Source organism: Rhodococcus sp. 4CII (assembly GCF_014256275.1).
Lineage (GTDB): Bacteria > Actinomycetota > Actinomycetes > Mycobacteriales > Mycobacteriaceae > Rhodococcus_F > Rhodococcus_F wratislaviensis_A.
This window is the reverse complement of sequence record NZ_JACCFE010000002.1, coordinates 2,345,145-2,362,999: the sequence shown is the minus strand read 5'-3', so window position 1 is coordinate 2,362,999 and position 17,855 is coordinate 2,345,145. Positions and strand designations below refer to the sequence as shown.

The following is a 17,855-nucleotide window of genomic DNA, read 5'->3' as shown; positions in this document are numbered from 1 at the left end:
TAACCGCCGTGGGGGCCGGATCTACTTGATACTGTGCTGAAACTAAGGATAGGCTACACTATCTTTCGAAGGCGGACGGCGGCTGGGTCGGGTGCGGCGCGGCGTCGAGGACGGACAACGAGCTATGAGTGAATCGCCGGAAACGGTCGGTACAGATCTCCCGGTGCGAGATGTCGTGGGTGTCGGATTCGGTCCCGCCAACCTCGCTCTGGCCATCGCCATCGAGGAACACAACGCGGCGTGCTCGCCGGGCGAGCGGATCAGCGCGCAGTTCTTCGAGAAGCAGGAACGATTCGGGTGGCATCCCGGGATGCTGCTCGACGGCGCGACCATGCAGATCGCGTTCCCCAAGGATCTGGTGACGTTCCGGAATCCGCGTAGCGCCTTCACCTTCTTCAATTACCTGTTCGATCAGGGTCGCCTCGTCGACTTCGTCAACCACCAGACCTTCTTCCCGACGCGGCACGAGTTCCACGACTACCTGCGGTGGGCGGCACGTCGAGTGGACGCCGACGTGCGGTACTCCACCGCGGTGGAGACGGTACGTGGAATCCGCGGAGACGACGGAGTGGTCGACCGTTTCGCGGTCCGTGCCGCCGACGGCACCACCGTCATCGCCCGGAACCTGGTGATGGGCGCCGGACTGCGGGAACGAATCCCGGAGTGGGCCAACCCCTCTGCGCGCTGCTTCCACAACCACCAGTTCCTGTTCCGGCTCGGTGAGATGCCGGCGCCGGTCCACCACAGGTTCGTCGTCCTCGGAGCGGGTCAGAGCGCCGCCGAGATCGTGCAGTACCTGCACGGAAACTACCCCGAAGCCGAAGTCCACAGCGTCTTCTCGCGGTACGGCTACAGCCCGGCCGACGACAGTCCGTACGCCAACCGCATCTTCGATCCGGAAGCCGTGGACGATCTGCACGGCGCCCCCGAGGAGGAGCGACTGCGACTTCTGGATGTCCATAGGAGCACTAACTATTCGGTGGTCGACATCGAGCTCATCAACGAGCTGTACGCCACCGAATACCAGGAACGGGTGCGGGGGCGCCGCCGCCTGTTCATGCGCCGTGCGTCGGAGATCATCGCCGTCGACGAGACTTCGGACGGAATCGAGGTCGCGGTGCGCAGCGGTGTGGACGGACTGACCGACACTCTCGCTTGCGACGCACTGATTCTGGCCACCGGGTTCACCCCCGCACCCCTCGCGCCCCTGCTCGGCGATCTCGCGCCGAAGACCCACCCGCCGCGTGACGTGGGCCGAGATTACAGATTGGCGGTTTCGCCGGACGTCACAGCGGGAATCTATCTGCAGGGCGGCACGGAGAAAACGCACGGAATCACGTCGTCGCTCCTGTCGAACGTTGCCGTGCGGGCGGGAGAGATCGTTACATCTGTCGTAACAAGGCGTGGCCGTAACGGCACGCTTGCTAGTGTGAACGCACAGGACACGTATGCGACAAGCGAGGCGAGATGAGCACCAATCCATTCGATGACGAAGAAGGCCGCTTCTACGTGCTGGTGAACGACGAGGACCAGCACTCACTGTGGCCCACGTTCTCTGAGGTGCCGGCAGGCTGGCGCGTGGTTTTCGGCGAAGAAAGCCGGGCTGCATGCCTCGAGTACGTGGAGAAGAACTGGACCGACATGCGGCCGAAGAGCCTGCGTGAGGCCATGGAGGCCGACGAGAAGTCGGGCGGACGGCACAGCGTCGACAAGAGCTGAAGTTCTCCGGCGCCCGCGTGTCGGCGACGATGTGACCGGAAACGACCGCCGGTGAGACACCGGCGGTCGTTTCCGGCCGACACGGCCGTCAGCTGAAACTGCCTCAGGCCGCCTTCTGTGTTTCGATCGGCTTCCGCCGCCTCGTCTTGAATACGGGGCGGCGGATGTCGTCTGTGCGACGCAGGATGCGCGGCCTCCGGAGGGTGCGGGCGATCCATTCGCCGAGGGTGACACCGGCGGCGAGTGCGCACCCGATACCGAACGCAGCCAGCAACGAGCTGAGTCCGATCACGACTTCGTTGTTCAGCAGGGCGTACAGACCCCGGTACAGGGACAGACCCGGCAGCAGTGGGGTGATACCCGCCACCACGACGACCAGCGGTGGCGTCAGCGCCCGGCGGGCCATCAGACCACCGGCGAAGCCGACCACCGTGGCGGCGAGTGCCGAACCGATGATAGGGCCGATACCGAACTGGTGCGCCACCATGTACACGAGCGCGCCTGCCGCCCCACCGAACCACGCGGCGGTGAGGGCCCGCTGCTCGGCGTAACAGGCCAGTGCATAGAACATCGACGCGAACGCGCCCGACATCACCAGCACGGGGAGTTGCACGAGTTCCGTGATCTCGACGTTGACCGGCGGCAGGGTCGAACCCAGCACGCCGGTCAGGCGCAACGAGATGGCCACACCGGCGATGATGCCGCCGGTCATCATGACCACTTCGAAGAATCGCGCCGCCGCTGTGATCGGTGCTCCCGTAATTGCGTCCTGCACGGAACCGACCAGTGACAGCCCGGACAACAGCACCACCACACCGGCCGAAATGATCTGCGAAGGTCTGATCTCGACACCCAGCTGATCCTGGAACGTATAGAGCGTCGCCGCCGGCGTCGCGGCCACCAGACCGCCCGCAACCTGCTGGAAGAAGTACGGCAGACCGATGCGGTTGAGGACGCGGTTGACCCGGTAGATCACCATCGTCGTGAGGAAGGCGACGGATGCAACCAGCACGCCACCACCCATCAACACGGACACCGACGCGGCCATCGACGCCCAGGCGAGCGTCGCGATCCAGCGGTTGTACGGGTGCGGCGCCGTGGTGACCGCGGTCAGGGCCTCGTGCGCCTCGCCGGGGGTGACCGCTTCCCGGCGGATACGCCGGGTGAGCCGGTCGACCGCTGCGAGCCGGGTGAAGTCCATCGAGCGGTAGTGCACGATCCGCATGGTGCTCGCCGGCGGCAGAGTGGGCCCGCGGTACGCGGACAGCACGATGGAGTTGTACGTGACATCTACATCGCACTGGGCGAGGCCGTACGTGGCGGCGATGAACTGCACCTGCTCGGCGGTGTCCATCGCACCGGTGCCGGACGCGAGGAGCACTTCACCGACGCGCACGGCGAGGTCGAGTACTTCGGCGACCACCGCGTCGTCGGTGAGGTCGATCGGCTGCAGCGGTGTCGGTGCAGCGGTGACCGCATCGACCGTCGCGCGACGGTCGCCTGTGAGACGTTGAAGGGATTCTGTGAGCTTGGCCATACTACGTGTCGGAGACAAGGTCTTTCTCGGTCAGATCGGTGGCGGAGAGTGCAGACTCGAGTGTCTCGTGGCGGAACGTGGAGATGACCTGATCGTGGACGACACGGAATGCAGAGGCAAGGATACGCGTCTCGCCCGGTTCCGTCGTCCACGTGGCCTCCTGCTCGACCACCAGCACACCGTCGTAGTAATACATTCGCTTCGGAATCAGCGTGATGCCGGCCGTCGACGCCCATTCCCGCAGCGCCGCCAGGCCCTGAGTGGCGCCGTGCGGCCCACCCATCTCGATGTCGTCGCTCGACAGCGACAGCAGAGTGTCGATGTCGCCTGAGTTCAGGGCGTCGTGCCAAGCGAGGACGGTGGCGATCTCCGAGGTACTCATGGCTCCAACGCTATCCAATGTGGGCGGAAGTGGCCGACGTTCGTGCAATGGATATGATGGGCGCGCGTGTCCGCCTCCTTAGCTCAGTGGTAGAGCACTCGCCTTGTAAGCGAGCGGTCGTCAGTTCAATCCTGACAGGGGGCTCCACCGCGGAATTGCCTCCGCGCACCGAGGGCCACCTTCCTCCGGGAAGGTGGCCCTCGGTCGTTTCCTGCGTTCACCCCCAGGGTGTGCGATCGTCACCCTGGGGTCCCTGTCTCCGAGCCCACCGGTCATTGACGATGGGTTCATGCACACGAATGCATGCAGGTCGGCGGTGTTGGACGCGGTCGAAGCGCTGCCGGATCTCGAACGCGAGACGCTCGCTCTCGTGTTCTACCGGGGAATGTCCTGCGACGAGGTGGCGGCGAAGATGAAGACCACCGTCGACGTCGTCCGGGTCCGGCTCCACGCGGGCTCGCGCACACTGCTCGCCGGCGTCGGCTGCGGACTCTGATCCGTCACATGCCGATGGGCCGGCCGAGCAGGGTCGCGAGCGTGTCGTCGACGATCGGCGATCAGACGGGCCACGTCGCCGGGTCGAGGGCCATCGATCCCACGTCGCGGGTGGTGCACTCCTGCCCCCGGCTGTACGCCGCAGGCCACACCGATCCCGGCCCGGACGAGCTCGCTACCACTTACGCGCGGTGAGCAGGAGGTACTCCCAGTTCATCACGGTGCTGCCGTGCCCGTAGTCGTAGCGGTGTGCGAGATCGGCGAGTTCGCGGTCCAGTGCGGCCACGCGGTCGGGGTCGCCGGCGATGTTCCGGTACACCGCGATGGTCGGGCCGTACCGGGTCTTGAAGTAGTCGCGGAAGTGTTCCGGGGAGCGGAACTGGTCTACTCGCAACGTCTTCCGGGTCGCCACGACATCGGTGACCCGATGGGAGAACAACGCCCGCACGTGGTCCTCGCGACCCCACAGCGGCGGGGGCTGCGCGCCGGGCGGGGGCGGTGGTGCGTACGGTTTCATCGTCGCGAACATTTGACCGACGAAGCCTTCGGGGGTCCAGCTGAGCAGGCTGATCGTTCCACCGGGCCGGCAGACGCGGACCAGTTCGTCGGCGCTCGCCTGGTGATGCGGGGCGAACATGACACCGACGCACGACATCACGGTGTCGAACTCGTCGTCGGCGAACGGCATGGCTTCGGCGTCGGCCTGCCGCCATTCGACGTGGGCCCCGACCTCCGCGGCGTGTCTGCGTCCGGCGTCGAACAGTTCGGGGGTGAGATCGCCGGCCACCACGCTCGCGCCGGACAGCGCCGCGGGGATGGCGGCGTTGCCGGATCCCGCCGCGACGTCGAGAACTCGGTCACCGGGCCTGATGTGGCTGGCGCGGACCAGGGCGGGGCCGAGGTCGGCGATGATGTCGATGGCCAGGGCGGGATAGTCGCCGAGGGCCCACATCGCACGGTGTTTGTTCTTCAGTTCGCTGTCGGCGTGCACTGCGTCGATCGTGTCATCCATCTCGGAGCTCCAGGGAGGTCGGCTGCATCGGTCGTTTCAGCCTGGCCGGACGACGCCGCCTGTGACAGGCACCCTCGGGGTGGGTTCCCGCCACCCCGAGCGTCACTCCTGGTCGCGGAACTGCGCGGCGAGTTCGCTGCGCGAGCGGATACCGAGCTTCGCGTAGACCCGGGTCAGGTGGTACTGCACCGTCTTGACGGACAGGAACAACTCGCCCGCCGCCTCCTTGTTGCTGGCGCCGCCCGCGACGAGTTCCGTCACCGCGCGTTCCTGTGGGGTCAGTTCGTCGAGTGTGAAGCGGCTCCGTTTGAGGTTGAGGCCGCCGGCCTTCAGTTCGCGGTCGCATCGTTGCACGTAGGCGGTGGCGCCGAGCGCGAAGTAGCTTTCCCTGGCGGCCTGCATGACGGCGTCCGCTTCGCGTCGCTTGCCTGCCCGGCGCAGGGTCTGACCGTAGGCGAAGTTGACGCGGGCGCGGTCGTAGGGGAGGGGCAGGGTCTCGAGATGCGCCAATGCTTCCTCGAAGACGTCCCGGGCGCCGTCGATGTCGCCTCGTGCGCCGGCGATGCGGCCGCGGGCGTAGCCGAGCCGGGCCATCGCGGACCGGTGTCCCCGCTCGGCGGCGCGTTCCTCGTGCGGGACGAGGAAGGTGTCTGCGTCGTCGACGCGACCGGCCATCACGAGCGCATTCGCGTAGACGTCGGGCCACTGCCAGAAACCGGGCTCGTCGATGCCCTCCCGCGGATGCAGGCGGGTGAGGGGCTCCAGCGCCCGGATCACCGCCGCGTAGTCGGTCTCGACCTCGGCGCACTGTGCGCGCGCCAGGGAGGCCGGAATGAACATCATGGGGTAGTCGTGCGAACTCGCGGCAGCGAGACGAAGGTGCTCCCGAGCCGCGGGCCAGTTGCCGCGGAGCGCGTGCGTCTGCGCGCCGGTCCAGTGCACGAGGGGGCGGAGGAGGTCGAGCGTGGCGTCCTCGAGTTGGTGGCCCGCACGTTCGACGGTGACGATGGCGCCGCTCCAGTCGCCGAGGGCGAATTGCGTTCGCGCCAACCAGGCCTGCGCCCACAGCGAGATGCGGGTGGAGCCCATGCGGAAGGCCGTGGGCACGGCGCTCTCGAGTTCCTGGCGCGCTGTCTCGGGATCGTCGAGAGCCAGGTCGAGCCAGCCCCTCGCCATGTCGAAGCGCTGGGACTGGGCGCCGAGGGCGACCTTCGCGGACAGCGTGTCGTACGCGGCCCGTGCCTCTGCGATCCGGCCGGTGGCGGCGAGCCCGAGTCCCATGATCGCCGCTGATTCGACGGCCGACGGATCCGCCGAATCGACGAGAGCAACTGCCCGGCAACCCCACTCGACCAGATCCGGTCCGTGCCAGCGTGCGAGGGAGTCGAGGACGCGCCGCTGGCAGATCAGTGCCGCGGTGGCCGGATCGGTCTCCGGGTCGCATGCGGCCCAGGACTGGGTGAGCAGCTGGTCGGCTTCCGCGGGACGTCCTCGTTGGATCGCGAGGTAGCCGAGGACGGCGTCACGTAGGGGACTCGCCGGGAAACTCTCGATCTCGGGCGCGAAAGCCAGGGCCTGCGAGAGATTTCCGGTGCCGAGGAGCGCGTCGACGGCGCGAATCAGCCGCTGCTCGCGTTCGCCGCGATCCGCGGTGAGCCGGCTGGACTTGATCAGTGCGTCCGCGACCGCCGACCACGCCCCGACCGTTGCCCGGCCCGCGGAGTATTTGTCGAGTTCGTCCGCGAGAGCGGGGTCGGCGAACGGGGTGGCGGCGGCGCGGTGGTCCAGGCGCCTGCCCTCGTCCTCGACGATGCGTGCGGCGTGGTCGTGCAGGTCGCGCAGCCGAATCGGTCCGAGGCTGCGGTATACGGCGGCGCGGGCGAGCGGTGACGGGAAGGACAGTACGGTCACGCCGCGATGCTCACCGACGGTGAGTAGTCCCGCGCGGTGAATTTCGTCGAGTGCCTCCACGGGGTGCTCGATGTCGGCGAGTGCGGCGGCGTCGGCGAATCGGGGTTCCCCGGCGAGTACGGCGGCCGATTCGACGAGCGCGCGGGCCGACGGCGAGCAGGCGGACACCCGCGACAGAACTTTCGCGGCGAATGTGCGCGGCACCGGCAGCACCGGTTGCCACTGACCCCACGCGCTCGGATCGACTTCCTGCAGAAGCTGCGTGAGGTGCCGGGGGTTCCCGGCGGTGTGCTGCACGAGTTGGTGCGCCACCGGGGCCGGAAGGTCGACGTGTGCGAGGTAGTTCGCGAGCGCGCGGGTATCGGACGCGTCGAGTGGACGCACGCGGATCCGGCGCTTGCGGTGCCGGTCGAGAAGGTCGAGGACCTCCGCGGGAACGCCGTCGGGCGGCTCCGAGTTCGTGACGAGCACGATCAGGGCGGACCGATCGAGCAGATGTACGACGGACGTCAGGGCCTGCAGGGAGGCGACGTCGGCCCAGTGCGCATCGTCGAGGACGACGACGAACGGTGCGTCTCCGGTATCCGCGGCCACCGCTGCGACCAGTTCGCGGGCGACGTCGAGGGGGTCCTCGGCCGTGACGTCTGCACCCAGGAGTTGTCCGGCGACGCCGAAGGGGCGCCCGGATGCCCACGGCGTGCAGACGGCCGAGAACGCAGGCAGATCGGGATGAGCGTCGAGGAAGTGCTCCACGAGCGTGGTCTTGCCGATGCCCGGAACGCCTTCCACCACGACGACGAGCGGCCCGTTCGCGGCCGCCTCCTGCAGGACGGCCGCGAGTTCGGCGAGCTCGCGGGAACGTCCGACAAGTTCGATGTTGCCTGGATCACTCACACCACTCACCGTATCGCGACGCGTTTTTTCGGCGTGTGCCTGGCGAAAACGAGGATCGCTTGTAACGTGAAGTGAGAAGCTGCTGGTCAGAACGACCACGAGTCGAAGGATTCGGTGCATTCATGACGACGGAGGCGAACTCCACGAAGTTGGAGCGGGTGGCCATCCGCTTTGCCGGTGACTCGGGCGACGGCATGCAGTTGACCGGCGACCGGTTCACGTCGGAGGCGGCCGCATTCGGCAACGACCTCGCCACCCAGCCCAACTTCCCCGCCGAGATCCGGGCGCCGCAGGGCACCCTCCCCGGGGTGTCGTCGTTCCAGATCCAGATCGCCGACTACGACATCCTGACCGCCGGCGACCGCCCGGACGTCCTGGTCGCCATGAACCCGGCAGCGTTGAAGGCGAACCTGGCCGATCTGCCGCGCGGCGGCATGATCATCGTCGACACCGACGAGTTCACCAAGCGGAATCTCGCGAAGGTCGGATACGCCACGAGTCCACTCGACGACGACTCCCTCGAGGACTACGTCGTGCATCCGGTGGCGATGTCGACGTTGACGGTCGGCGCGGTCGAACCCGCCGGCCTGAGCCGCAAGGACGGCGAACGGGCGAAGAACATGTTCGCCCTCGGGTTGCTGTCGTGGATGTACAACCGTCCCAGTCACAGCATCGAGCGGTTCCTGCAGACCAAGTTCGCCGCGAAGCCGCAGATCGCGGAGGGCAACCTCCTCGCGTTCAAGGCGGGCTGGAATTACGGGGAGACGACGGAGAGTTTCGCGACCACGTACGAGGTGTCGGCGGCGACGCTCCCGCCCGCCACCTACCGTCAGGTCACCGGAAACATCGCACTGGCGTACGGGGTGGTGACCGCAGGCCGGCTGGCGTCGCGGGACGTCTTCCTCGGCACCTATCCCATCACCCCGGCATCGGACATCCTGCACGAACTGAGCAAGCACCGGAACCTCGGCGTCACCACGTTCCAGGCGGAGGACGAGATCGCCGGGATCGGTGCGGCGCTGGGCGCGTCGATCGGCGGCGCCCTCGGGGTGACGAGCACGTCCGGGCCCGGGCTGGCGCTCAAGAGCGAAGCGATCGGGCTGGCGGTGATGACGGAGGTGCCGTTGCTGGTCATCGACGTCCAGCGTGGTGGCCCCTCGACCGGGCTTCCGACGAAGACCGAGCAGTCGGATCTGTTGCAGGCGATGTACGGACGCAACGGCGAGTCGCCTGTTGCGGTGATCGCGCCGTGCTCGCCGGCCGACTGCTTCGATGCGGCGGTGGAGGCTGCGCGGATCGCGTTCACCTACCGCACTCCGGTGCTGTTGCTGTCGGACGGGGCCATCGCGAACGGGAGCGAACCGTGGGCCGTTCCGGACGTGGCCGGACTGGAGCGGATCGACCCCGGCTGCGAGACGGCCCCACCGGCAGGCGGCGAGTTCGCACCGTACGCGCGCGACCGGGAGACGCTCGCCCGTGCCGTGGCGATCCCGGGGACACCCGGACTCGAACACCGGATCGGCGGTCTCGAGAAGGCCGACGGCAGCGGCGACATCTCCTACGATCCCGCCAACCACGACCTGATGGTTCGGTTGCGCCAGGCCAAGATCGACGGAATCAGCGTCCCCGACGTGGTCGTCGACGACCCCTCGGGGGAGGCCGACCTGTTGCTCGTCGGGTGGGGCAGCTCGTACGGGCCCATCGGCGAGGCCTGCCGGCGTGCCCGTCGTGAGGGCAAGAAGGTGGCCCACGTGCAGGTGCGTAATCTCAACCCGTTGCCCGCGAATCTCGGTGCGGTGCTCCGCAGTTATGGGACCGTCGTCGCACCGGAGATGAATCTGGGCCAGCTCGCGACGATCCTTCGTTCGAGGTTCCTCGTCGACGTGCAGTCGGTGACCAAGGTGCGGGGACTGGCCTTCCTCGGCGACGAACTGCACGAGGTGATCGACGCCGCCCTCGCCGGAACGTTGCGGGAACACGAGTTGGCGAAGACCACCGACGCGCTCGCGTCGGCGACCTACCGATCGACCGGACCCCGGTGGGAGGAATCGGTGTGACACAGATGATCAGTCGTGTCGGTGCAGATCTGGGACTGAGCGCCACCGCTCACGTTCCCACGACCGACGAACCGCAGAAGGCCAAGGACTTCGCCTCCGATCAGGAGGTGCGGTGGTGTCCGGGGTGCGGAGACTACGTCATTCTCGCCACGATCCGAAGTTTCCTGCCGGAGTTGGGACTCCGGCGCGAGAACCTGATGTTCGTCTCCGGCATCGGATGCTCGAGCCGGTTCCCGTACTACCTCGACACGTACGGGCTGCATTCGATCCACGGTCGCGCACCGGCCATCGCGACCGGGCTGGCGGTGACGCGGCCCGATCTGTCGGTGTGGGTGGTCACCGGTGACGGCGACGCCCTGTCGATCGGCGGCAACCACCTCATCCACGCCCTGCGGAGAAACGTCAACATGACGATCCTGTTGTTCAACAACAGGATCTACGGGCTGACCAAGGGGCAGTACTCACCGACGTCGGAGGTCGGGAAGGTCACCAAATCGACGCCGCTGGGATCGGTGGATCACCCGTTCAACACACTGTCTCTCGCGTTGGGAGCGGAGGCGACGTTCGCGGCCCGTGCGATGGACTCGGACCGCAAGGGGCTGACCGACGTGCTGCGGCAGGCGGCGGCGCACCGCGGCACGTCGTTCGTGGAGATCTACCAGGACTGCCCGATCTTCAACGACGGCTCGTTCGACGTCTTACGCAAGGACGGTGCGGAACAGCGCCTGATCCCGCTGACGCACGGCGATCCGATCATCTTCGGCAAAGCAGGCGAATACTGCGTCGTCCGCTCGGGTTTCGGTCTGAAGGTGACCGCGACCGCCGACGTCGACCCGGGCGAGATCGTGGTGCACGACGCCCACACCGACGACCCCGACTACGCGTACGCCCTGTCGAGGCTCTCCGATCAGGACCTCACGCACACCGTCACCGGCGTGTTCCGCAGCGTCGCGCGGGACACGTACGACGACATGGTTCGCCTGCAGAACGAGATCGCACGGGAGAGCGACCCCGTCGACGACGGCTCCCTGCAACGCCTGCTGACCGGTCACGACACCTGGACGGTGGAATAGGCGGTCGTGACCTCGGGACGTGCTGCTCGTGCGCGCGGGACGAAGAACGTCACGATCCCGCCCAGGACGGCGATACCCGCGAAGACGTAGAACGCCACCTGGCTGCTGATGCCTGCGCTGATCAGGGCTCCGCCGATCAGGGGGCCGAAGATGCCGCCCAGCCGGCCGAACCCGGCGCACCAGGCCACTCCCGCGCCGCGCGCGGACGTCGAATAGTAGTTGGACACGAAGCCGTAGATCAGGACCTGGGTGCCGATGGTGCCGACTCCGGCAACGGCGACGGACGCCAGGAGCACCGGAAGCGGGAAGCCGAGCGTCAGGAGGATCAGGGCGAGTGCGGCGAGGCCGAACGTCGTGGCGACGACGCGTTGCGGCCCGATGCCGTCGGCCACCTTGGAAGCGATCAGACCGCCGAGGATCGCGCCACCGTTGAGGACCAGCAGGAAGGACAGCGAACCTTTCGCGTTGAAACCGGCGTCCTCCATGATCTTCGGAAGCCAGGTGTTGAGTCCGTAGGTGAGCAGCAGGCCGGAGAAGCTCATCAGTCCGAGAAGGGCAGTGCCCCAGGCGTAACGGCGGGTCGCGAGCGCGGCGAAGCCGACCTTGTCCTCGTGCCCTCGGGCGACGAGCCACTTCGGGGACTCGGGCAGTTTCACGAGCGCCAGCGGAAGCAGGATCACGATGGGCAGTGCGCCGATCCAGAAGAGGCCGCGCCAACCGATCGTGTCGCGCAGCACGATCGCGAGCAGGGACGCGAGCACCCCGCCGGCGGGGACGCCGCTGTAGACGATCGCGTTGTACAGGTTCCGCTTCCCGGGAGGCGCGAACTCCGCCACCATCGCCCCGGCGGTGGCGACGAGACCACCGACTCCGATGCCGGTGAAGAAGCGCAGCAGACCGAACATCGTGACGCTGGTCGACATCGCGGCGAGCCCCATGCCGAGGGAGAACCACACGATGTTGATCAGCATCATCCGCCGCCGGCCGAGATGGTCGCCCACGGCGCCGGCGGTGAGGGCGCCCACCATGACGCCGATGAGCGCGTATGAGCCCAGCGCACCGGCCTGCTGGGCGGAGATCTCGCCCAGTTGACTGGGATCGTTCATCAACGTCGGAAGGATGGTGCCGTACACGACCAGGTCGTAGCCGTCGAAGATGATGGCGATCGTCGCGATGGCGACGACCCAGATGACGGCACTGCGGTGCCGTGGACTTGCCCAGGTGTCGGGATTGGATCGATTCATGGTGATCTCCGCTCTCTGAATGTGACGGGGAACCGCGTCGAAGTCGAAAGTGCAGTGCCTCACAATCGAATTCGGGTAGAGAAATGCCTCATCGGCGAGACGGTGCAATGCGTCCCGCCGACGAGGCGGTCGAGATCGGTGAGCTGCTAGCCCAGGTCGCCACCGGCGACGGGGAGAACCGTCCCGGTGATGTAGGTGGCCTCGTCGGAGGCGAGGAAGACGATGGCCGCGGCCTGCTCGTCAAGCGTTCCGTACCGCTTCATCAGCGACGAGTCGATCGTCTGGTCGACGATCTGCTGATACCAGGCCTTCTCCTGGTCGGTCTCCGCGCCGGGGCCGCGGGGCACTCGGCGCGCCGGCGCCTCGGTGCCGCCGGGAGCGGTGGCGACCACGCGGATCCCGTACTGCGCGGCCTCGAGGGCGAGGGATGCGGTGAGGGCGTTGACACCGCCCTTCGATGCCGCATACGGCACGCGGTTGACGCCCCGGGTGGCCACGGAGGACACGTTCACGATGGTGCCCGACTGCTGGGCGATCAGGTGGGGCAGGACGGCGCGGCACGTCCACAGGGTCGGGAACAGGGACCGCTGCACCTCCGCCTGGATCTGCTCGGCGGTGTAATGCTCGTACGGCTTGGCCCAGATGGTGCCGCCGACGTTGTTGATCAGCACGTCGAGCCGGCCGTACTGCTGCCGTGCCTCGTCGATCGCGGCCTCGGCGTCGGCGAACTGCTCGAGATCGGCGGTGATGCTGTGCGCTTCGGTACCGTTCTCACGCAACCCCTTCGCGACGTCGTGGACCAGCTCGGCACGGTCGATCAGGATCAGCGACGCACCCTCCGCCGCGAGGCGGGTCGCGACGGTCAGTCCGATGCCCTGCGCTGCGCCGGTGACCGCGACGGCCTTGCCGTCGAAACGGTGCGGGGTGACGTGTCCGCTCATGCGACGGTGCTCCTCTCGATGGCGCGGCACATGGTGGCCTTAGCGTGCGCGCTGTGGGTGACGATCAGGTCGTGAGCGGCCGCCCGGTCGCCCTTCTCGAACGCCGCGACGATGTCGAGGTGGTCGTGCTGGATGTGCTCGTCCACCCAGTCCGCGGTGCGGAGCACCTTGGTCATCAGCTGCGTGACCTCCAGGCGGTTGTATGCCTCGAGGAGCACGTCGTTGGCGGTGCACCGGAACAGGAACTCGTGGAAGGCGGCGTTGGTGTCGGTGAAGGCGCCGGCGTCCGTGAAGTGGTCGTTGTCGATCGATTCGCACGAGGTCTCGGCGAGGATCCGGTACTCTGACAGCTGTTCCTGCGTCATCCGGCCGATGGTCAGTTCCATCGCACCGAGTTCGAGTGCCATGCGGGCGTCGAACTGGGCGTCCGACTCGGACAGGGGCTGGTGTTCCTCGCCGATCTCATATGCGGGAGCGGCCTCGACCGCGGCGTCCGCCGGCTCTGCGGACGGTGCCGATCCACTCGGTGTCGCCGCATTGTTGAACTTCTCGAAGTAGAAGTTCGCCGGCGTGATGCCCTCCGACTTCAGGTGGTCGCGGACGGCCTCGACCATCGGCGGAGGTCCGCACAGGTACACGTCCACGTCGCCGTCGTTCAGATGTGCGGGCTCGAACAGGCCGGTGACGTACCCCTTGTTCGGGGCGCTGCTGGCGGGGTCGGACACGCAGTAGTCGAACGTGAACTGCGGCAGGGATTTCGTGTATTCCTCGAGCTTGTCCAGCTCCACCAGGTCCGCGTCGGACGACACACCGTAGACCAGGTGCACGGGGTGGTCGGCGGCGTCGGTGCGCATCTTGTCGAGGATCGACAGCAGCGGGGCGAGACCGGTGCCACCGGCCAGCAGCAGCGCGCGACGCTTCTGCTGACGCAGGAAGAAGCTCCCCATCGGGCCGGTGAATTCGAGTGTGTCGCCGACCTGCGCCCGGTCGCGCAGGTACTCCGACATCAGGCCGCCATCGGTGATCTTGACCAGGAACGACAGGTCCCGCGACGTGGGTCCGGTGCTGAACGAGTACGAACGGGTCGCGTCCGTCCCCGGGACGGTGATGTTCACGTACTGCCCCGGGAGGAAGACGAGGTCGTCGCGGTTCGCGACGTCGATCGTGAACCCGATGGTGGTGTCGGAGAACTTCCGGATCTCGGTGATCGTCGACGAGAACGTCCCCGCGGCCGTCTTGGCGACGTCGGACGTCGTCGGGATCTGCAGCACCAGATCGCTTTCCGGCATCATCTGGCACGGGAGGCAGAATCCCTGCTCCGCCTCGTCGTCGGTGAGTGCTTCCTCGATGTAGTCGCCGCCGTCGTACGTGCCGGATTCGCAGAGCGACTTGCAGGTGCCGCACGCCCCGTCCCGGCAGTCGAGGGGGATGTTGATCCGCGCACGGTAGGACGCGTCGGCGACCGTCTCGTCGCCGTCACACTTGATGAAGCGGGTGATCCCGTCCTCGAAACTCAGTGCAACTTGGAAAGTCATGGAAAACAGCTCGATTCGCAACGATGGGGGAGGAACTCAGATGTGGTAGATGTCGACCACGTGGTGGATGTAGTCGTTCTTGAGCACGACCTTCTTCTTCGTGATCAGAGGCTGCGCACCGGAAAAGTCGATCGTGTAGAAGGAGTTTCCGAAGTACGTGTCGACCGTGTTGTACCGGAAGTACAGGGTGAACCAATTGAACCGGACATCCACGACGTCGCCGCGGCGTTCCGTGACCTCGACGTTCGAGATGTTGTGCCCGGTGCGGGGTTCCGGAAGGCTCGTGGCGCTCGACCGGTCGGTCTTGATGCGGAACACCCGGTCTTCGATGCCGCCGCGGTTGGCGTAATAGATCAGCGAGACCTCGGTCATCGGGTCGGTGGTCAGTTCGCCGTCGTCGGCCCACGCCGGCATCCAGAACTCGGAGTCGGGGTGATAGCACTCGATCCACTTCTCGAACTCGCGGTCGTCGAGGTAGCGGGCCTCACGGTAGAGGAACTGCTCGATATCGTGCTGGGTGACGGTGTTTTCGGCAACTGCAGTCATGTCTCTCGTCTCCCTCAGCGGTTGGTCGCGGCGGCGTCAGCGTCGAGTGCCTCGGTGAGCGCCCGCACCCAGTAGCCGTGCTGGATCGGGTAGAGGCCCTCGTCCTCGGTCTTCACGCCGCTCGAGATGGGGTTGATGCCGATCTTCTTCGCGTTCTCGTCCGGTCCCTGCAGCTGGTGGGTGACACCGCGGCTGAGGTCGTTGAACGGGGCGGCACCGGCCTGGTACGTCTTCTGGCAGGAGCGGAACTCCTCGAGATCGTCCGGGGTGGCCATACCGGTGGCGTTGAAGAAGTCCTCGTACTGCCGGATGCGGGCGGCGCGGGCCGTGCGGCTCTCACCCTTGGGGGCGATGCAATAGATGGTGACTTCGGTTTTGTCGACGGAGATCGGGCGGAAGTGCCGGATCTGCGAACCGAACTGGTCCATCAGGTACACGTTCGGGTACAGGCACAGGTTGCGGGACACCCCGATCATCCAGTCGGCGCGGTCCTCGCCGTACTCGGCGACGAGTTCGTCGCGGCGCTCGTTGAGGGGACGGTTGGCGGGATCGGCCCACTTGGTCCACAGCAGCAGGTGGCCGTTGTCGAACGAGTAGTAGCCGCCCTGCTGCTTCGACCACTTGCCGGCATCCATCGCCTTCGTGGCGTTGGTGGACTCACCCGATTCGCGTCTCGACGTGGTCGCGGCGTAGTTCCAGTGGGTGGCGGACACGTGGTAGCCGTCGGCACCGTTCTCGGTCTGCAGCTTCCAGTTGCCGTCGTACGTGTAGGTGGACGCTCCGCGCAGCACCTCGAGGCCGTCGGGCGACTGGTCCACGATCATGTCGATGATCTTCGTGGTGTCACCGAGGTGCTCCTCGAGCGGTGGGACGTCGGCGTTGAGGCTGCCGAACAGGAATCCGCGGTAGTTCTCGAACCGGGCGACCTTGGTGAGGTCGTGGGAGCCGTCCTTGTTGAACTGTTCCGGGTAACCGGCCTCGCGGGGGTCCTTGACCTTGAGGAGCTTGCCGGAGTTGTTGAACGTCCACCCGTGGAAGGGGCAGGTGAACGTGGTCCGGTTGTCGGTCTTGCGCCGGCAGAGCATGGCGCCGCGGTGGCTGCACGCGTTCACCAGGGCATTGAGCTCGCCCTCCTTGTTGCGGGAGATGACGATCGGCTGGCGGCCCATGTACGTGGTGAAGTAGTCGCCGACGTTCGGAATCTGGCTCTCGTGCGCCAGGTAGATCCAATTGCCCTCGAAGATGTGCTTCATTTCGAGTTCGAACAGGTCCTCGTCCGTGAAGACGCTGCGTCGCACCTGGTAGCGGCCGGTTTCGGCGTCCTCGATCAGCGCGTCGGCCAGCTTGGCGCGCACGTCGTCGGACGGCGCTGTATACAGGGTTTCAGTCATGGGATCCTCCAAGATCTCCGGGGGCTTGCGCCCTGCGGGGGCGCCCGGGTCCGGCAATGGATTCCACTCTTGCAGCCTGTGCGCTGCATCACACTAGGCATTTGCCGAGTACTGACTAGGACGTGTCCGGCATGCGAACTTCTCGCGGAAGATGCGTCGCGGAGCCATGCGCCGGCGTTTGAACGCCTTGACGCCGGCGTCGACCATGGCCGGCGGCCCGCACAGGTACCCGGAGTAGCCGCGACAGGTGTCGAAGTCCTCCACGAACGCGTCGCTGACGTAGCCCGACCGCCCGGACCACGTCTGACCGCTGAGACACGGAACGTACCGGAACCCCCGGTGTGCTCGTTCCCATTCCCGCAACAAGTCCACGTCGTACAGGTCGGCCTCCTCCCGCACGCCGTGATAGAGGTGGATCGCGCGACCCGGCGTCGTCGACAGCGCATGGCGAATGATGGATTTCAGTGGGGCGAGGCCGGTGCCGCCGCCGAGCAGGATCATCGGACCCTCGTCGCCGGGATCGAGCCGGAAGTCGCCGAGCGGTCCCACCATCTCGACGGGTTCACCGACGGACATCGAGCCGAAGACCCACCCGTCCGTCGCCACTCCACCCGGTTGCCTGCGGATGTGGAACTCTAGCTGTTTCGACTCGCCCGGAGTGTTCGCCATCGAGTACTGGCGGCCGTGGTCGGTGCCGGGGACCCGCAGTTCGACGTACTGCCCAGCGGAGAATTCGAGGGGGCTGTCGAGTGTGACGAGAACGCGCCGCGTGTCACGGGCGACGTCCTCGATCGCGCTCACGGTGCCGACGAGGTCGCGCAGTGCATGGACGGTGCCCGCGGGCGGCGCGTCCAGGCGTTCCACCACCGTGTCGCTGCACGGGGTGGCCTGGCAGGCCAACGCGAACCCCTGCTCGCGCTCGGCCGGGGTCAGCGTGTCCTCGGGTGACTGGCCGTGGTCGACGGACCCCGACACCACCCGCAGCTTGCACGTTCCACACGTGCCCTGATTGCACGAGTTCGGCATCCACACGCTGCCCCGGAGGAGGGCGTCCAGTATCGGCTGGTCGGGGCGGCATTCCACGGTGTCGGTGGCGACGGAAACGGTGAACGTCACGG

At 66.9% G+C, this 17,855-nt stretch carries 16 protein-coding genes and 1 tRNA gene; 7 read left to right on the top strand and 10 right to left on the bottom strand.

The window, feature by feature from the left end:
• The first annotated feature begins 124 nt into the window (after positions 1–124).
• Both H0B43_RS11545 and H0B43_RS11540 read left to right on the top strand, forming a co-directional pair.
• On the top strand, positions 125–1,471 hold the full coding sequence (locus H0B43_RS11545; protein ID WP_185727762.1) for a lysine N(6)-hydroxylase/L-ornithine N(5)-oxygenase family protein: 1,347 nt from the start codon (positions 125–127) through the stop codon (positions 1,469–1,471).
• Positions 1,468–1,719, top strand: a complete 252-nt coding sequence (locus tag H0B43_RS11540; protein WP_005244517.1) for an MbtH family protein — start codon at positions 1,468–1,470, stop codon at positions 1,717–1,719. Before H0B43_RS11545 ends, H0B43_RS11540 begins: the two co-directional genes overlap by 4 nt.
• Before the next feature lie 103 nt (positions 1,720–1,822).
• Here the strand turns inward: H0B43_RS11540 and H0B43_RS11535 are convergent, their stop codons facing one another.
• Complete coding sequence (locus H0B43_RS11535) at positions 1,823–3,256, bottom strand: threonine/serine exporter ThrE family protein (protein ID WP_185727763.1); 1,434 nt, start codon at positions 3,254–3,256, stop codon at positions 1,823–1,825.
• 1 nt (position 3,257) lies between these two features.
• Positions 3,258–3,638: a nuclear transport factor 2 family protein gene (locus H0B43_RS11530; protein WP_185727764.1), complete on the bottom strand. Its 381-nt coding sequence runs from the start codon at positions 3,636–3,638 to the stop codon at positions 3,258–3,260.
• A 72-nt stretch (positions 3,639–3,710) separates the two neighbouring features.
• Here H0B43_RS11530 and H0B43_RS11525 point away from each other — a divergent pair.
• The 3 genes from H0B43_RS11525 (at position 3,711) to H0B43_RS11515 (ending at position 4,328) form a co-directional block, all read left to right on the top strand.
• Positions 3,711–3,785: transfer RNA gene (locus tag H0B43_RS11525), tRNA-Thr, on the top strand.
• Between the two features lie 142 nt (positions 3,786–3,927).
• Positions 3,928–4,134, top strand: coding sequence for an RNA polymerase sigma factor (locus tag H0B43_RS11520; protein WP_185727765.1), 207 nt, complete (start codon positions 3,928–3,930; stop codon positions 4,132–4,134).
• 41 nt (positions 4,135–4,175) lie between these two features.
• Complete coding sequence (locus tag H0B43_RS11515; RefSeq protein ID WP_185727766.1) at positions 4,176–4,328, top strand: hypothetical protein; 153 nt, start codon at positions 4,176–4,178, stop codon at positions 4,326–4,328.
• On the opposite strand, the gene H0B43_RS11510 is transcribed toward H0B43_RS11515, so the two are convergent.
• Positions 4,309–5,145: a class I SAM-dependent methyltransferase gene (locus H0B43_RS11510; RefSeq protein WP_185727767.1), complete on the bottom strand. Its 837-nt coding sequence runs from the start codon at positions 5,143–5,145 to the stop codon at positions 4,309–4,311. The genes H0B43_RS11515 and H0B43_RS11510 overlap by 20 nt on opposite strands.
• Before the next feature lie 102 nt (positions 5,146–5,247).
• Positions 5,248–7,950: a LuxR family transcriptional regulator gene (locus tag H0B43_RS11505; RefSeq protein WP_185727768.1), complete on the bottom strand. Its 2,703-nt coding sequence runs from the start codon at positions 7,948–7,950 to the stop codon at positions 5,248–5,250.
• Between the two features lie 122 nt (positions 7,951–8,072).
• On the opposite strand from H0B43_RS11505, the gene H0B43_RS11500 reads away from it, so the two are divergent.
• Together H0B43_RS11500 and H0B43_RS11495 are read left to right on the top strand one after the other, a co-directional pair.
• A complete protein-coding gene (locus H0B43_RS11500) occupies positions 8,073–10,007 on the top strand; it encodes a 2-oxoacid:acceptor oxidoreductase subunit alpha (RefSeq protein ID WP_185727769.1) in 1,935 nt (644 codons plus the stop codon).
• Between the two features lie 5 nt (positions 10,008–10,012).
• A complete protein-coding gene (locus H0B43_RS11495) occupies positions 10,013–11,080 on the top strand; it encodes a 2-oxoacid:ferredoxin oxidoreductase subunit beta (protein ID WP_185730014.1) in 1,068 nt (355 codons plus the stop codon).
• Here the strand turns inward: H0B43_RS11495 and H0B43_RS11490 are convergent.
• The 6 genes from H0B43_RS11490 to H0B43_RS11465 form a co-directional block, all read right to left on the bottom strand.
• Complete coding sequence (locus H0B43_RS11490; RefSeq protein ID WP_185727770.1) at positions 11,056–12,324, bottom strand: aromatic acid/H+ symport family MFS transporter; 1,269 nt, start codon at positions 12,322–12,324, stop codon at positions 11,056–11,058. The two genes, H0B43_RS11495 and H0B43_RS11490, sit on opposite strands and share 25 nt — an antisense overlap.
• 146 nt (positions 12,325–12,470) lie before the next feature.
• A complete protein-coding gene (locus H0B43_RS11485; protein ID WP_185727771.1) occupies positions 12,471–13,265 on the bottom strand; it encodes a 1,6-dihydroxycyclohexa-2,4-diene-1-carboxylate dehydrogenase in 795 nt (264 codons plus the stop codon).
• Entirely contained in the window at positions 13,262–14,800 is a 1,539-nt protein-coding gene (gene benC / locus H0B43_RS11480; protein ID WP_185727772.1) for a benzoate 1,2-dioxygenase electron transfer component BenC, read from the bottom strand. Before benC ends, H0B43_RS11485 begins: the two co-directional genes overlap by 4 nt.
• A gap of 36 nt (positions 14,801–14,836) precedes the next feature.
• Positions 14,837–15,346 carry a benzoate 1,2-dioxygenase small subunit gene (gene benB / locus H0B43_RS11475; protein WP_185727773.1) on the bottom strand — a complete coding sequence of 170 codons (510 nt, stop codon included), beginning with the start codon at positions 15,344–15,346 and terminating at the stop codon, positions 14,837–14,839.
• A gap of 14 nt (positions 15,347–15,360) precedes the next feature.
• Positions 15,361–16,737 carry a benzoate 1,2-dioxygenase large subunit gene (gene benA / locus H0B43_RS11470; protein ID WP_185727774.1) on the bottom strand — a complete coding sequence of 459 codons (1,377 nt, stop codon included), beginning with the start codon at positions 16,735–16,737 and terminating at the stop codon, positions 15,361–15,363.
• A gap of 93 nt (positions 16,738–16,830) precedes the next feature.
• The gene (locus H0B43_RS11465; RefSeq protein WP_185727775.1) at positions 16,831–17,853 is read right to left on the bottom strand and encodes a 2Fe-2S iron-sulfur cluster-binding protein; all 1,023 of its coding nucleotides are present in this window, start codon (positions 17,851–17,853) and stop codon (positions 16,831–16,833) included.
• Positions 17,854–17,855: the final 2 nt, after the last annotated feature.

Bases quoted from the DNA above. Each gene is read 5' to 3' on its own strand.
- H0B43_RS11535 (WP_185727763.1), bottom strand. From the start codon at position 3,256: ATGGCCAAGCTCACAGAATCCCTTCAACGTCTCACAGGCGACCGTCGC.
- H0B43_RS11500 (WP_185727769.1), top strand. From the start codon at position 8,073: ATGACGACGGAGGCGAACTCCACGAAGTTGGAGCGGGTGGCCATCCGC.
- benA (WP_185727774.1), bottom strand. From the start codon at position 16,737: ATGACTGAAACCCTGTATACAGCGCCGTCCGACGACGTGCGCGCCAAG.
- H0B43_RS11510 (WP_185727767.1), bottom strand. From the start codon at position 5,145: ATGGATGACACGATCGACGCAGTGCACGCCGACAGCGAACTGAAGAAC.
- H0B43_RS11495 (WP_185730014.1), top strand. From the start codon at position 10,013: ATGATCAGTCGTGTCGGTGCAGATCTGGGACTGAGCGCCACCGCTCAC.
- H0B43_RS11545 (WP_185727762.1), top strand. From the start codon at position 125: ATGAGTGAATCGCCGGAAACGGTCGGTACAGATCTCCCGGTGCGAGAT.
- H0B43_RS11520 (WP_185727765.1), top strand. From the start codon at position 3,928: ATGCACACGAATGCATGCAGGTCGGCGGTGTTGGACGCGGTCGAAGCG.
- benC (WP_185727772.1), bottom strand. From the start codon at position 14,800: ATGACTTTCCAAGTTGCACTGAGTTTCGAGGACGGGATCACCCGCTTC.
- H0B43_RS11485 (WP_185727771.1), bottom strand. From the start codon at position 13,265: ATGAGCGGACACGTCACCCCGCACCGTTTCGACGGCAAGGCCGTCGCG.
- H0B43_RS11530 (WP_185727764.1), bottom strand. From the start codon at position 3,638: ATGAGTACCTCGGAGATCGCCACCGTCCTCGCTTGGCACGACGCCCTG.
- benB (WP_185727773.1), bottom strand. From the start codon at position 15,346: ATGACTGCAGTTGCCGAAAACACCGTCACCCAGCACGATATCGAGCAG.
- H0B43_RS11490 (WP_185727770.1), bottom strand. From the start codon at position 12,324: ATGAATCGATCCAATCCCGACACCTGGGCAAGTCCACGGCACCGCAGT.
- H0B43_RS11540 (WP_005244517.1), top strand. From the start codon at position 1,468: ATGAGCACCAATCCATTCGATGACGAAGAAGGCCGCTTCTACGTGCTG.